The organism is Streptomyces sp. NBC_01260 (assembly GCF_036226405.1).
GTDB lineage: Bacteria > Actinomycetota > Actinomycetes > Streptomycetales > Streptomycetaceae > Streptomyces > Streptomyces laculatispora.
Genome location: NZ_CP108465.1, coordinates 61,690 through 75,729 on the forward strand (window position 1 = coordinate 61,690; position 14,040 = coordinate 75,729).

A 14,040-nucleotide genomic window follows, 5' to 3' on the forward strand; every position below is an offset into this window, starting at 1 on the left:
TGCTCCGATGCCCAGGATTCTTCGTGAGTGAGTGATGCGGCGCACAGTGTCGCCTTCACCGGAGGCGGGTGAAGTTCTCACTCAAATGGAGGGCCGGACTCCGTCGGCCGCCTCTTTGAGAGGTTCCCACCAGTCGCGGTGATCACGGTACCACTGGACGGTTTCGGCCAGCCCCTGGGTGAAGCTCTTGCGCGGTGCGTACCCCAGTTCCTCGCTGATCTTCGTGCAGTCGACGGAATAGCGCAGGTCATGACCCTTGCGGTCCTCGACGTGCTCGACGCTCTCCCCCCACTTTGCTCCGCACGCCTCCAGCAGCAGGGCGGTGAGCTCCTTGTTGGAGAGCTCGGTGCCGCCCCCGATGTTGTAGATCTCGCCCGCGCGCCCCTTGGTGCGGACCAGTTCGATGCCCTGCACATGGTCGTCGATGTGCAGCCAGTCGCGGACGTTGCGGCCGTCGCCGTACAGCGGGACCTTCCCGCCGTCGAGGAGGTTGGTCACGAAGAGGGGGATCACCTTCTCGGGGAAGTGGTGATGACCGTAATTGTTCGAACAACGGGTGACGCGGACGTCCATACCGTGGGTGCGGTGGTACGACAGCGCGATCAGGTCGCTCGCCGCCTTCGACGAGGAGTACGGGGAGTTGGGACGCAGCGGATGGCTCTCGGGCCAGGAGCCCTCGTCGATCGAGCCGTACACCTCGTCGGTGGAGATGTGCACGAAGACCTTGACGCCGGCCCGGTGCGCCGCGTCGACGAGGGTGTGTGTGCCGACCACGTTCGTACGGACGAACTCGGCGCCGCCGTCGATCGACCGGTCGACGTGCGACTCCGCGGCGAAGTGCACCACCTGGTCGTGCTCGGCCATCAGCTTGCCGACCAGCTCGGCGTCGCAGATGTCGCCCTGGACGAAGGAGAAGCGCGAGTGCGCCCGGACCTCGTCGAGGTTGGCGGGAACGCCCGCGTACGTCAGCTTGTCCAGGACGGTGATCGCGACATCACCTGGACCCTCGGGGCCCAGCACCGTACGGACGTAGTGCGAGCCGATGAATCCGGCCCCGCCGGTCACCAGAACACGGGTGGTGGTGCGCACCTCGGCGTCGGCCGCGTCGGCCGGTCGCATCGCGGACATGGGGACGTCCTCCTTCTCAGGCTACGCGTGCGGTCGGCATCGGACGGCGGCGGGCGGCGATCTCAGTGACGTAGGCCCCGTACGCAGTGCCCGACATCTCCTCGCCGAGGCGTCGGCACTGTTCGGCGGTGATGAAGCCGCGGTTGAGGGCCACTTCCTCGACGCAGGCGATCCACTCGCCCTGCCGCTGCTCGACCAGCTGGACGTACTGCGCGGCCTGCAGCAACGAGTCGTGGGTGCCCATGTCCAGCCAGGCGAAGCCGCGGCCGAGTTCGGTGAGCCGGGCCCGGCCCTGCGCCAGATAGGCGAGGTTGACGTCGGTGATCTCCAACTCGCCCCGCGCCGACGGGGAGAGGTTCTTGGCGATCCCGACCACATCGCTGTCGTACAGGTACAGCCCGGTCACCGCGATGTTGGAGCGCGGGTCGGCGGGCTTCTCCTCCAGCGACAGCAGCCGGCCGTCGGCGTCGATCTCCCCAATCCCGTAACGGTGCGGATCGCTCACCCGGTAGCCGAACAGCGCGGCGCCGTCAAGGTTGCGCAGCGCGTCGTCGAGAAGCACCGAGAACCGCGGCCCGTGGAAGATGTTGTCGCCCAGCACCAGCGCGACCTGGTCGTCATCAATGAAGTCGGCGCCGATGACGAGGGCCTCCGCGATGCCGCGGGGCTGGTCCTGCTCGGCGTAGGAGATGTTCAGACCGAGCCGGGAGCCGTTCCCGAGGAGGGTGCGGAAGCTCTCCGAATGGTGCCTGGAGGAGATCACCAGGATGTCCCGGATTCCGGCCAGCATCAGCACGGAGAGCGGGTAGTAGATCATGGGCTTGTCGTAGACCGGCAGGATCTGCTTGGACAGCGTGCCGGTCAGCGGGCGCAGCCGGGTGCCGTTGCCACCGGCGAGGATGATGCCCTTCATCTCAGCTTCCCTTTCGTCGTGCGTGGGGTGGGGCCGGCCGTGCGCAGGGTCCGAGAACCCCGGGATGCCGGGTGGGGATGCCGGGTTCCCGGCCGTGAGCCGGTCCGCCGGGATCCGTGCGGGAGCCACTGCGCAGGGGGTCTGTCCGACGACCCGGTGCGGCTTCCTCCGGTGGCGGCGCGGGGCCGCGGCTGCCCGGGTCCCGCTCCCTGATGGTGCTTCCGGCCGATCGAGTGCGGGCGGAGCAGCGGTGGAATCAACCGGCGCTTGAGCCGGGCTGCCTAGCCTTGGCGGGACGTCCCGCGCCGTCGGCGTCGGGCCGGCCCCTCGTTCCTGGCCGCGCGGCGGGAACCGCTGTCTTCCATGGTGAAGTCGGAAGGAAATTCCTGAATGAGTACTGACAAAATCGCCCTCGACGGCGATACGGCAAGGGTGGGGAAGTCTCCGGGCCTGGCCATCCTGATCACGGCCCTGGCCACCTTCATGGCGGGGCTCGACAACCTCGTGGTCCTCACCGCGCTTCCCACTATCAGGGACGAACTCGGCGGCAGCCTGGAGCAGCTGGAATGGACGGTGAACGCCTACACGCTGTCGTTCGCCGTGCTGATGATGTTTGGTTCGTCCCTCGGTGACCGGTTCGGCCGCCGCCGGGTGTTCATCGGCGGTCTGGTGGTGTTCACGGCCGCGTCCGCCTGGGCCGCGCTGGCACCCGGCATCGGTGAGCTGATCGCCGCCCGTGTGGTCCAGGGCGCCGGTGCCGCCGCCATCATGCCGCTCTCCCTCACGCTGCTCACCAGCGCCGTGCCCGCCGCGAAGCGGGGCGCCGCCCTCGGCATCTACAGCGCGGTCGGCGGACTGGCCATCGCCGGCGGTCCGCTGGTGGGCGGGGTCGTGACGGAGCACCTGTCCTGGCAGTGGATCTTCTGGATCAACGTGCCGGTGGGCCTGCTGCTCATCCCGGCCTCCTGGCGCGGTCTGAAGGAGAGCCACGGTCCCAACAACCGCCTGGACATTCCCGGCACCTTCCTGATCAGCCTCGGCCTCCTCGGCTTCGTGTACGGCCTGATCCGGGCCAACGGCCACGACGGCTGGGGCGCCCCGAAGGTCCTCGGCCCTCTGGTCGGCGGCCTTCTGCTGATCGTCGTGTTCGTCCTGTGGGAGAAGCGCACCAAGACGCCCATGCTGCCCATGCGGATGTTCCGGAACCGGGCCTTCAGCGCGGTCAACGCCGGTGGTCTGCTGATGGCCTTCGGCATGTACGGCGTCGTCTTCCTCATCACGCAGTTCATGCAGACCGTCCAGCACATGACGCCCACGGAGGCGGGTGTGCGGATGCTGGCGTGGACGGCGATGCCGCTTCTCGTGGCGCCCTTCGCGGGCATCCTGTCCGACCGGATCGGCGGACGCCCCGTCGCGGTCTTCGGGCTCACGATGCTCGCCCTCGGGTTCGCCTACTGGGCGATGGTGATCGAACCCGACACGTCCTACGTCGGGCAGCTGCCCGGCTATCTGCTGGGCGGCGTGGGGGTCGCCTGCTTCTTCGCCCCGCTCATGAACCTGACGATGAGCTCTGTCGAGGTCTCCGAGCAGGGTGTCGCCTCCGGTTCGACGTCGGCCATGCGTGAGCTGGGTGCGGCGCTCGGTGTGGCCGTCCTCAGCAGCATCTTCACCCACAACGGCGGTTACGCGTCGGGCCAGCAGTTCGTCGACGGATTCGTGCCCGCGCTGTGGGTCGCCGCGGCGGCCACGGCACTGGCCGCGGCCGTCATGCTCTTCGCGCCGCGGCGGTCCTCCATCACGGAGGAACCGCAGAGCGCCGAACCCGTCGTGGCCGTGGAGGCACCGACCTCCTCGGTCGCCGGCTGACGCCCGTACACCGACCCCGCGGCCCGACACGAGGACATCGCGTTGGGCCGCGCGTGTTCGGCGGCACGGCATCGCTCGTGCGTCCAGCTCAGCGCTCCACCGGATTACTTGTCACCTATCACTCCACCGGCAGAAAGGCCGTGCGAGACATGAAGGTTCTCTTCGCAAGCCTCGGAAACTACGGGCACGTGTTCCCCATGGTGCCGCTCGCCAAGGCGACGGTCGAGGCCGGGCACGAAGTGTGGTTCGCCACCAACCACCAGTTCCACCCCATCCTCGAGAAGTCGGGGCTGCGGCCGGTCAGCTGCGGGCTCACCGTTCCCGAGGCGTTCATCGAGGCGGCGGGCGGCCAGGCATTCCTGGACGCCCACGGCGGTTCCGTGCAGGCCAGTGACATTCCGTCCGACCAGCTGGCCGGCCTGGCCGTGAAGGCGTTCGGCTCGGTGCTGCCGCGCAACGTCTTCGAGGACATCACCCCTGTCATCGACTCGCTCCGGCCCGACCTGGTCGTCTACGAGATCGCCAACCCGGGCGCCGGCTTCGCGGCCGCGGCGGCGGGTGTGCCCGCGCTCTGCCAGGGCATCGGCCGCGTCTCGCCCGCCCCCACGATGGACCCGCTGATCCAGCGGGAGCTGTTCGGTACGGCGAACGAGCTGGGGGTCGCCGACAAGATCGGCCCCAACCGGACCCTGGGCAACCCCTTCGTCGACATCTGCCCCTCCGTCGTGCAGACCGAGGAGATCCCGTCCTCGGGCGTCCGGATCATCCAGCAGCGGCCCATCCCCTTCGCCGAACCGGGCGAGCTGCCCGCGCAGATCACCGAGGGGGAGGGCCCGCTGGTCTATCTGAGCTTCGGCACCGTGGTCGGCTCAGCGGAGCGGCTGCGCACCGTGATCGACGGTCTGCTGCCGCTGGGCGTGCGGGTCCTCGTCGCGACGAGCGCGGTGGACCCGGCCGATCTGGGCGAGCTGCCGGACCGGGTCGTTGCGCTGCCCTGGGTGCCGCAGGCCGAGGTGCTGCGCCACGCCGACGTCGTCATCCACCACGGCGGCCACGGCACCACGATGGCCTCGCTGGCCGCGGGGCTGCCCCAGCTGATCCTGCCGGCGGAGGGCGACGGCTTCGCCAACGGGCCCGCCGTGCGCGCGGCCGGGTCGGGCCAGGTGCTGGTCGGTGCGGAGGTGACCTCCGCGGCGGTGGAGGCCGAGGTCCGCACCCTTCTGGCCGACGGCGCGATCGGGGAGGCCGCGCGCCGGATCGCCAAGGAGGTCGAGGCCATGCCCGGACCGGACGAGACGGTCGCGCGGTTCCCCGAGTTCGTCGGCTGACCGGAACCCCGTAAAGCTCCAGATCCACGAAGCGCTCGGTCGGCACACCCCGGCCGAGCGCTTCCGTGCTGCCTTCACGCGGGGACCGCCCCGCCCGCGCCGGCCACGGGCGGACCCCGACCGCGGCATCACCGCAATCACCCGCAGCACCGGCCCCGACCTCACCGTGCAGACGTCCACGAGTCCGCGACAGAGCGGAAATCAAGGGGCGCTGCACCGGCCAGGGTTAGTTTTCCGGCCACTGAAGGAATACGGGTGATCTTCGATGGAGCTCCGAATACTGGGACCGATAGAACTCTGGACGGGCCATGCCCTGGCTGATCTCGGCCCCGCGCGGCAGCGCAGCATCCTCGGTGTGCTGCTGGTCGATCCGGAACGACCGTTACCGCTTGAGTCCCTGGTCGACCGCGTCTGGGGAGACCGGCCGCCCGCGGGGGTTCGCAATGTCGTCCATACCTACATCACCCGGCTGCGCCGGGCGCTCGCTTCGGACGGCTTGTCCGAGCCGGTCGGGCTGATCCGAACCCCGGCCGGCTACCAGGTTTCGGCCGATCCGGGCGCCGTGGACCTGGTGCGGTTCCGCCGGCTGCTCAAGAGGGCCCAGCAGGAGGGACTCGGCGACCAGGAGCGCAGCACGCTGCTCCAGCAGGCATTGCACATGTGGCGGGGCGACGCGCTCAGTGGCATGCAGAGCGACTGGGCCGCCCGGCTCCGGGAGACGCTGAGGCAGTTGCACCACGAGGCGCTCAGCCAGTGGGCGGACGCCGAGATCCGCCTCGAACGCCCCGGCGCCGTCCTCGCGGAGCTGCGCGCGGCACTGCTGACCGACCCGCTCTCCGAACAGCTCTGCGAGCGGCTGATGCTCGCGCTTTATCTGGAGGGACGCAGCGTCGACGCGCTCGAGTACTACCAGTCGATCCGCCGGCTGATCGCCAAGGACCTCGGCACGGACCCGTCGCGCCGGCTGCAGCGGCTTTACGAGACGATCCTGCGCGGCGGGACGGCTGTCCCCGCCCTGTCCCCCGACCGCGGCGACATACGCGGCGCCGGCCCGCAGAGCCCGGGCACGCCGGCCGCCGCCGTGTTCCCGGTCACCACTGCCCCGCACATCCCGCAGATGCTCCCGATCGACCTCCCCGACTTCATCGGGCGCGAGCGTGAACTCGACGTGCTCCAGCGGACCCTGACCCAGCCCACCGACGCACAGCCGCCCGCGGTGGTCCTGGTCGGCGGCGGCGGCGTCGGAAAAACCGCGCTGGCCGTGCGCCTCGGGCACCGGCTGCGGTCCGCCTTCCCCGACGGCCAGCTGTACGCGGCGCTGCGCGGCAGCACCGGCCGGCCGGCCGACCCGCACGCGGTGCAGGGCCGGCTGCTGCGTGCGCTGGGCACCGACCCCGACCGGCTGCCGGCCGACCCCGACGAGCGCGCCGAGGTGTACCGGCTGGCCCTCGCCGGGCGCCACCTGCTTCTCACCCTCGACGATGCGGCCGACGACGAGCAGGTGCAACCGCTGCTGCCGGGCAGCGCGGACACCGCGGTGCTGATCACCAGCAGGGGCCGGCTCAGCGCACCGCTCGGCGCCCGCGTCCCGCATCTGGCGGAACTGCCGAACGGCCACAGCGTCCGGCTGCTGGCCCGGCTGCTGGGGCCCGAGCGGGTCTCCCGGGAACCGTCGGCCGCGGCCGCGATCGCGCGGTACTGCGGCGGGCTGCCGCTCGCCCTGCGCGCCGCGGCGGTACGGCTCAACACCCGCCCACACTGGTCGCTGAGCCGGTACGCGGAGCGGCTCAGCGACGACGGCCGGCGCCTCGACGAGCTGGCGCACGGTTCGCTGAGCGTGCGGGCCAGCTTCAGGGCGACGTACAACGCGCTGCCCAAGGACGCCCGCGAGGCGCTGTGCTGCCTGGGCCATCTGCCGATGTCGGAGTTCGACGCCCATCTGGCCTGCCCGGTCCTCGGCAAGGACTTCGCCACCGTCGAGGACGCCTGTGAGCAGTTGGTGGAGGCGTACTTCCTGAGCGTGGCCGCCCCCGCGACGGCCGACCAGCCCACCCGCTACCGCCTCGACGGCCTGCAACGCAGCTTCGCGCAGGAACTCGGCTCCGGCCAGGAGGCCGCCGCCACCCCCGCCCTGGACGAGGCCGTCCCGCTGTCCATCTGAGGGCTCTCCGCAGGCGTGTCCTCGGATCGGCCCGGCATGGTCCAAAGAACACGCACCGGGGACTCACCTGGGAATACACCTGCGGTCAAGAGGCACTCCAGTCCAGCGCCCATCACGGTGCCGGAGAGTCGTCTCCGAAGCCACCCATGCGACAGGGCAGGAAGGACTGGGACCGCAAATGACGCCTCCGGACACTCCCCAGGCCGTGCTGCCGGACCTCGACGGGGCCGACACACAGCCCCGGCCCGCGAAACCGGCGCACCCCCCCACGATGGCCGAACTGGCCGACGAACTGAGCACCCGCAGGGCGCAGGCCCACTTCGGGCACGATCCGGACGCCGACGCCCGGCATCTCTCCAAGGGCAAGCTGCTGGCCCGCCGGCGCATCGAGGAACTCCTCGACCCGGGCACGTTCACCGAGCTGGGGCTGTTCGCCGAACACCGGGCGGTCGGCTTCGGCATGGAGGACTCGCACCCCGAGGGCGACGGAGTGATCACGGGCTGGGGCAAGGTCGACGGCCGTACGGTCTTCGTCTTCGCTCACGACGCCAGGGTGCGCGGCGGCGCGCTCGGCGCGACGTTCGCCGCGAAGATCCACCAGCTGCTCGACTTCGCCGACTCCGTCGGCGCCCCGGTCATCGGCCTCAACGACGGCGGCGGCGCACGCATCCAGGAGGGCATCGACGCGCTGGCCGGCTTCGGTAAACTCTTCGCCCGCAACGTCCGCGCCTCAGGCGTGGTCCCGCAGATCAGCGTCGTGCTCGGCTCGTGCGCGGGCGGCGCCGTCTACTCGCCGGCGCTGACGGACTTCACGTTCATGGTTGAGGGCATGGCCAACATGTTCATCACCGGGCCCGACGTGGTGCACGCGGTGACGGGCGAGAAGGTCACGCAGGAGGAGCTCGGCGGCGCGCACACCCACAGCACCCGCACCGGTGTGGCGAACTTCGTCACTCCGGACGAGGAGTCCTGCTTCGAGGGCGTACGGGAACTGCTCTCCTACCTGCCGTCCAACAACGCCGAGACGCCGCCGTACAGCAGGCCCCAGGACGACCCCGACCGTCGCTGCGAGGACCTGCTGCGCCTCGTCCCGGTCGACGACCGGACGCCGTACGACATCAGGACGGTCATCGGCCACATCGTCGACGACGGCGACTACCTGGAGGTCCAGGCGGCCTGGGCACCGAACATCGTGTGCGCGCTGGCCCGCCTCGACGGCCACACGGTCGGCATCGTGGGCAACCAGCCCGCCGTCATGGCGGGGGTGCTGGACATCAACTCCTCGGAGAAGGCCGCCCGGTTCGTGCGCACCTGCGACGCGTTCAACATCCCGATCGTGACGCTGGTCGACGTGCCCGGATTCATGCCCGGCACCGACCAGGAGCACAACGCGATCATCCGGCGCGGCGCGAAGCTCCTGTACGCGTACTGCGAGGCGACCGTGCCCCGGGTACAGGTCATCCTGCGCAAGGCGTTCGGCGGCGCCTACATCGTCATGGACTCCAAGTCGATCGGGTCCGACCTGTCGTTCGCCTGGCCGTCCAACCAGACGGCCGTGATGGGCGCCGACGGCGCGGCCAACATCATCTTCCGGCGGCAGCTGCGCGACGCGGTGGACCCGGAGAAGCTCCGCGAGGAGCTCGTCGCCGAGTACACCGAACAGCTGATGAACCCCTTCGTCGCCGCGAAGCGCGGACACGTGGACGACGTCATCGACCCGGCCGACACCCGGCGGGTGCTGATCAAGTCCCTGGACATGCTGCGCACCAAGCGGGCCCGGCAGCCCGTCCGCAAGCACGGGAACGAGCCTCTGTGAGCATGCCGGAGACCACCCCGCTCATGGTGCTGCGGGGCAACCCCACACCGGAGGAACTGGCCGGACTGCTCACCGTGCTGGCCGCACTGCGCGGCACATCCGGCGAGCCGGACTCCCCGGCCACCGAGCGCCGCTGGGGCCGGCGGGCCGGCTGGCCCCATCCGCCGGCCGTCGCACCGGACGCGGCCGGATGGCAGCGCACACCGACCCACGAAAGGACGATCCGATGACCGGTTGGACCGGCCCCGGCAGCGATGGCACGACCGTCGGCTGCCTGGCCATGTTCCCCGGACAGGGTTCGCAGCGGCCCGGCATGGCCAGGCACCTGCTCGACACCTACCCCTCGGCCAGGGATCTGTTCGCCCGAGCCGACGAGATCCTGGACCTCCCGCTGTCGCGGATCTGCGCGAGCGGCACGGCCGCGGAGCTCGCCCGCACCGAGATCACCCAGCCCGCTGTCGCCGCCACCAGCCTCGTGGTGTGGGAACTGCTGCACGACGCCGGCTACCACCCGGCGGCGGCCGCGGGCCACAGCCTGGGCGAGTACCCGGCGCTGGTGGCGGCCGGAGTGCTGTCACTGGAGTCGGCCCTGCAGCTGGTGCAGCTGCGCGGCCGGCTGATGGGCAAGGTCGCCCGCGAGGTGCCCGGCGCCATGGCGGCCGTCCTCGGCCTGACCGCGGACCAGGTGCAGGCCGCCTGCAGTACCGCGGAGGGGCTCGGTCTGGTCCAGGTCGCGAACTACAACGACCCGCTGCAGACGGTCATCTCGGGCCACGCCCACGCCGTCGAGGTGGCCGGCCGGTCGGCACTGGAAGCCGGCGCCGACAAGGTCGTGCCGCTGGACGTCGGGGCACCCTTCCACTGCTCGCTGATGTCGGCTGTGGAGGAGGAGTTCACCGAGGCGCTCGCCGCCCACCCGTTCGCCGACCCGGTGCTGCCCGTGATCAGTTCGGTCACCGGCACCTACATCGGCTCGGGCGAGGAGGCGAGGGAACTATTGCGGCGCCAGCTCACCAGCCCGGTCCACTGGGTCGAGGTGCTGCGCACGGCCGCCCGCCACCCGGTGGGCGCGTACACCGAGATCGGTCCCGGCCGGGTGCTCAGCGGGCTCGCCCGCCGCACCCTCGGGGAGGCCCGCACCCGCTCCACCGGAGACCCTCGCCGGCTCACGGCTCTGTACGGCGAGCTGGCATCGGAGACGTGGCAGGAGCCGGTGGCTTCCTGACCCGCACGAACCGACGACCGCGCGGCCCGGTTCGGGCATCTCCACTCACCTACGAAGGGCAAGGACACATGTCGTACGACGGTAAAGACTTCGGCACCATCGTTCAGGAGGCGGTCGCCCACGCTCTCGGCATCGATATCGAGGAGGCCGTGCCCGAGGCCACACTGCTGGGCGACCTGGACGCCGAGTCCATCGACCTGCTCGACGTCCTGTTCCGCATCGAGAAGGCGGCGGACGTGAAGATCAAGGTCTCGGACATCGCCGAGCTGCTCCAGGGCGGGATACCCGACGAGGAGTTCGCCGACGAGGACGACATCATCAACGACGCCGGGCTGGCCCAGTTGAAGAAGTCGCTGCCGCAGATCGACGTCGAGGAGCTGGCCGGCAAGCTGACGGCGGACGAGGTGCTGACCCTGTTCACCGTGCAGAACCTGACGGACCTGGTGACTACACGTGCCGCCCTCGCTGCGGCCGCCGCATGAGCGGGGCGCGGGGCGGTCATCGCACGGCGCCGCCTCGCCGCTGCTGAGGGTACGCACCGGGATGGACCTGGCGGAGGTCTCCCGGGTCGAGGAGCTGATGACCTCGCAACCGGAGCTCCAGGAGCGGGTGTTCACCGCTCGTGAGCTGGCCTACTGCTACCGGCGCAAGCGCGCCGGTGAGCATCTGGCCGGCCGCTGGGCCGCCAAGGAGGCCGTGCTGAAGAGCCTGGGTACGGGCATGGGGCCGCGCATGGAGTGGACGGACATCGAGGTCGTCAACGACCGCGCGGGCCGCCCCCGGGTGCGGTTGTCCGGCGAGGTCGAGGTGGTCGCACGATCCCTCGGCATGTACTCCCTCGAACTCACGCTGAGCCACAGCGCGGGTCTCGCCGTCGCACACGCCGTCATGGTGTGCCACCCCTCGACTCCGCACGACGCACCGGACCGCACCACGTACACGGGAGAAGGAGACGAACGTCATGAGGCCTGACGAGACAGGGGCGCCGCGATGAGCCGCAGGGTCGTCATCACCGGCGTGGGCGCCGTCACGCCGGTGGGCAACGACGCGCCGAGCACCTGGCAGGCACTGGTCGAAGGACGCAGCGGAGTGGGCCGGCTGACCACGATCGACACCACCGGCTTTGACGTGACGATCGCCGGAGAGGTCAAGGACTACCGGCTGCGGGACGAGGTGCCCGCCTCGGTCGGCCTGCGCCATCTGCTGCGTCCCGGCACCTTCGGTGTCGGCGCGGCCTGGGAAGCGCTGCGCGACGCCGGGGTGGACAAGGACACCTACGACGGCGCGGCCATGGGCGTGGCCATGGGTGCGTGCGTTGACCGGCCGGACCTGCAGTGGCTGGTGGACGTCGGCGCGCTGCGCGACCGGACCGGCCGGGACGACGCGTTCACCACCTACGCGCCCTCCAGCGCACTGGAGTACAGCCAGAACATCGCATCCGCGGCGATGGCCAGGATGCTGGACGCGAGCGGCCCGATGCTGGGAATGTCCACCGCCTGCTCGGCCTCCGGGCACGCGGTCGGTGAGGCCTTCCGCAGCATCCAGGAGGGCGACGCCACGCTCATGCTCGCGGGCGGCTACGACTCCCTGACGACCTGGCTCGACGTGCTCTGCTTCGGCCTGCTGGGCGCGCTGACGAAGGAGTACAACGACGACCCGCAGCGGGCCAGCCGCCCCTTCGACGACAAGCGCTCCGGGTTCGTCCTCGGGGAGGGCGGCATCGTCCTCGTCATGGAGGAGCTGGAGGCGGCCCGCGCCCGCGGGGCACACATCCTCGCCGAGGTCCTGGGCTACGGCACCAGCCTGAACGCCTGGCGGATGACCGACTCACCGCCGGACGGCAGCGGCGCCATCGAGTCCATCGAGGCATCGATCACGGACGCCGGACTGGAGCCGGGCGACATCGACTACGTCGTGGCGCACGGCACCAGCACCCCGGGCAACGACCTGTCGGAGACCACGGCGATCAGGAAGGTGTTCGGCGACGCCGCCGAGCGGCTGGTGATCAGCTCGCCGAAGTCGATGACGGGCCACCTCACCGCGGCCTCCGCGGCGCTGAGCCTGCTCACCGCGATCGGCGCGATCAACAACGGGGTGGTGCCGCCGACCATCAACCAGGAGACACCCGACCGCCGGCTCGGCCTCGACTTCGTCCCGAACACGGCACGCAAGCAGGACGTACGGCATGCCCTCGTCAACGCGTTCGCCTTCGGCGGCACCAACGTCGGACTGGTCGTGGGGCGCTACGAGGAGCACGGGGCGAAGCGATGACCATCCGACAGCGACACGGAGGAGCGCGATGAGCGGCAGCGGACGTCAGGTCGTCGTCAGCGGCATCGGCCTGCTGACCGCGCTGGGGGAGGGCCACGAGGCCAACTGGAAGGCGCTGGTCGACGGCGAGAGCGGGATCGGCCACATCCGGGCGTACGACCCGCAGCCGCTCCAGACCCGGCTCGGCGGCGAGATGCCCGAGTTCGACGCCACCCGGTACGCCACCCGGCGCCAGCTGCGCACCGTCAACCGCGGCGACAGCCTCGCGCTGTCCGCCGCCCGGCTCGCCCTCGACGACGCGGGCCTGCCCCACAAGATGGACGGCGGCGACGAGCTCGGGTACCGGGCGGGCCTGTACCTCGGCGGCAACAAGTCACTGGGCCGCATGGAGCAGTTGATCGATGAACTGAAGGTGATCCGCCGCCCGGACGGTACGGCCGACCTGGCGCACCTCGCCCGGCACGGCGACGTCATCATGCCGCCGCTGTTCTTCGTCGAGGGACTGCCGTCCGGCGCGGTGTTCAACATCTCGCAGACGTACGGCATCCGGGGCTCCAGCACCTTCTTCGCGGGGTACGCGGACGCCGGCGCCAACGCCATCGGCCGGGCCATGCGCGCGGTGCGCCGAGGCGACGCGGACGTGGCGATCGCCGGCGGCTACGACGACGCGACCAGCTGGTGGTCGATGACGCTCCTGGACCGGCTCGGCATCCTGACCACCCGCAACGACCTCGGGCCGGAGGCCTACCGGCCCTACGACCAGGACCGCAGCGGCGGGCTGCCCGGCGAGGGCGCGGCCCTGCTGGTGCTGGAGGAGAAGCAGGCGGCACTGCGCCGAGGCGCCCGTATCTACGCCGAACTGACCGGCTACGGCGCGGGCCACGACGCCCGTACGCCACCGGCGGTGGACCCCGAGGGCCGAGGTCTGGCCCGCGCGGTGCGGCGCTCGCTCGAGGACGCCCGGCTGGATGCCGGCGACCTCGGCTACATCGCCTCGGACGGTTCCGGGACCCGCATCGGGGACGTGAGCGAGGCCATCGCCTTGCGTACCGCGCTGGGTGCGGCGGCCCCGACGGTGCCGGTCAGCACGCCCAAGCCGCAGACCGGCCATCTCGTCGGCGGCGGCGGCGCACTGAACGCCGCGGTGGCCGCGCTGGCGCTGCACCACGGGGCCGTGCCCGCGACCCTCAACCTCGACCGCCCCGACCCGGCGTGCGCCCTGGCCCACGTCCGTGGCGCCGCCCGGGAGACCAGGCCGTCCCACGCGATGGCGCTGGCCCGGGGCATCGAGGGACAGGCCGTGGCCCTCACCCTGTCCAGGCCGGCGTGAGT

General features: G+C 71.0%; 12 protein-coding genes. 10 read left to right on the forward strand and 2 right to left on the reverse strand.

Annotated features, from left to right (window positions below; translation table 11 throughout):
• Nucleotides 1-81: 81 nt before the first annotated feature.
• On the reverse strand, nucleotides 82-1,119 hold the full coding sequence (gene rfbB, locus OG322_RS41080; protein ID WP_123471741.1) for a dTDP-glucose 4,6-dehydratase: 1,038 nt from the start codon (nucleotides 1,117-1,119) through the stop codon (nucleotides 82-84).
• 25 nt (nucleotides 1,120-1,144) lie between these two features.
• Nucleotides 1,145-2,041: a glucose-1-phosphate thymidylyltransferase RfbA gene (gene rfbA, locus OG322_RS41085; RefSeq protein ID WP_123471656.1), complete on the reverse strand. Its 897-nt coding sequence runs from the start codon at nucleotides 2,039-2,041 to the stop codon at nucleotides 1,145-1,147.
• A 390-nt stretch (nucleotides 2,042-2,431) separates the two neighbouring features.
• On the opposite strand from rfbA, the gene OG322_RS41090 reads away from it, so the two are divergent.
• The 10 genes from OG322_RS41090 (at nucleotide 2,432) to OG322_RS41135 (ending at nucleotide 14,038) form a co-directional block, all read left to right on the forward strand.
• On the forward strand, nucleotides 2,432-3,907 hold the full coding sequence (locus OG322_RS41090; protein WP_329307828.1) for an MFS transporter: 1,476 nt from the start codon (nucleotides 2,432-2,434) through the stop codon (nucleotides 3,905-3,907).
• Nucleotides 3,908-4,056: 149 nt separating this feature from the next.
• Complete coding sequence (locus OG322_RS41095; protein WP_329307829.1) at nucleotides 4,057-5,235, forward strand: glycosyltransferase; 1,179 nt, start codon at nucleotides 4,057-4,059, stop codon at nucleotides 5,233-5,235.
• 265 nt (nucleotides 5,236-5,500) lie between these two features.
• A complete protein-coding gene (locus OG322_RS41100; protein ID WP_329307830.1) occupies nucleotides 5,501-7,396 on the forward strand; it encodes an AfsR/SARP family transcriptional regulator in 1,896 nt (631 codons plus the stop codon).
• 178 nt (nucleotides 7,397-7,574) lie between these two features.
• Nucleotides 7,575-9,212 carry an acyl-CoA carboxylase subunit beta gene (locus OG322_RS41105; protein ID WP_241200540.1) on the forward strand — a complete coding sequence of 546 codons (1,638 nt, stop codon included), beginning with the start codon at nucleotides 7,575-7,577 and terminating at the stop codon, nucleotides 9,210-9,212.
• 2 nt (nucleotides 9,213-9,214) lie between these two features.
• Nucleotides 9,215-9,442, forward strand: a complete 228-nt coding sequence (locus tag OG322_RS41110; RefSeq protein WP_123471664.1) for an acyl-CoA carboxylase subunit epsilon — start codon at nucleotides 9,215-9,217, stop codon at nucleotides 9,440-9,442.
• Nucleotides 9,439-10,437: an ACP S-malonyltransferase gene (gene fabD, locus OG322_RS41115; protein ID WP_185095752.1), complete on the forward strand. Its 999-nt coding sequence runs from the start codon at nucleotides 9,439-9,441 to the stop codon at nucleotides 10,435-10,437. The genes OG322_RS41110 and fabD overlap by 4 nt, the downstream gene beginning before the upstream one ends.
• 68 nt (nucleotides 10,438-10,505) lie before the next feature.
• Nucleotides 10,506-10,919: an acyl carrier protein gene (locus tag OG322_RS41120; protein WP_123471666.1), complete on the forward strand. Its 414-nt coding sequence runs from the start codon at nucleotides 10,506-10,508 to the stop codon at nucleotides 10,917-10,919.
• A 61-nt stretch (nucleotides 10,920-10,980) separates the two neighbouring features.
• A complete protein-coding gene (acpS, locus tag OG322_RS41125; RefSeq protein ID WP_123471747.1) occupies nucleotides 10,981-11,409 on the forward strand; it encodes a holo-ACP synthase in 429 nt (142 codons plus the stop codon).
• A gap of 18 nt (nucleotides 11,410-11,427) precedes the next feature.
• Nucleotides 11,428-12,708, forward strand: a complete 1,281-nt coding sequence (locus OG322_RS41130) for a beta-ketoacyl-[acyl-carrier-protein] synthase family protein (RefSeq protein WP_123471668.1) — start codon at nucleotides 11,428-11,430, stop codon at nucleotides 12,706-12,708.
• A 28-nt stretch (nucleotides 12,709-12,736) separates the two neighbouring features.
• Nucleotides 12,737-14,038, forward strand: coding sequence for a beta-ketoacyl-[acyl-carrier-protein] synthase family protein (locus tag OG322_RS41135; protein WP_123471670.1), 1,302 nt, complete (start codon nucleotides 12,737-12,739; stop codon nucleotides 14,036-14,038).
• The last annotated feature ends 2 nt before the right edge of the window (nucleotides 14,039-14,040 follow it).

Bases quoted from the DNA above. Each gene is read 5' to 3' on its own strand.
- rfbB (WP_123471741.1), bottom strand. From the start codon at position 1,119: ATGCGACCGGCCGACGCGGCCGACGCCGAGGTGCGCACCACCACCCGT.
- rfbA (WP_123471656.1), bottom strand. From the start codon at position 2,041: ATGAAGGGCATCATCCTCGCCGGTGGCAACGGCACCCGGCTGCGCCCG.
- OG322_RS41090 (WP_329307828.1), top strand. From the start codon at position 2,432: ATGAGTACTGACAAAATCGCCCTCGACGGCGATACGGCAAGGGTGGGG.
- OG322_RS41095 (WP_329307829.1), top strand. From the start codon at position 4,057: ATGAAGGTTCTCTTCGCAAGCCTCGGAAACTACGGGCACGTGTTCCCC.
- OG322_RS41100 (WP_329307830.1), top strand. From the start codon at position 5,501: ATGGAGCTCCGAATACTGGGACCGATAGAACTCTGGACGGGCCATGCC.
- OG322_RS41105 (WP_241200540.1), top strand. From the start codon at position 7,575: ATGACGCCTCCGGACACTCCCCAGGCCGTGCTGCCGGACCTCGACGGG.
- OG322_RS41110 (WP_123471664.1), top strand. From the start codon at position 9,215: ATGCCGGAGACCACCCCGCTCATGGTGCTGCGGGGCAACCCCACACCG.
- fabD (WP_185095752.1), top strand. From the start codon at position 9,439: ATGACCGGTTGGACCGGCCCCGGCAGCGATGGCACGACCGTCGGCTGC.
- OG322_RS41120 (WP_123471666.1), top strand. From the start codon at position 10,506: ATGTCGTACGACGGTAAAGACTTCGGCACCATCGTTCAGGAGGCGGTC.
- acpS (WP_123471747.1), top strand. From the start codon at position 10,981: ATGGACCTGGCGGAGGTCTCCCGGGTCGAGGAGCTGATGACCTCGCAA.
- OG322_RS41130 (WP_123471668.1), top strand. From the start codon at position 11,428: ATGAGCCGCAGGGTCGTCATCACCGGCGTGGGCGCCGTCACGCCGGTG.
- OG322_RS41135 (WP_123471670.1), top strand. From the start codon at position 12,737: ATGAGCGGCAGCGGACGTCAGGTCGTCGTCAGCGGCATCGGCCTGCTG.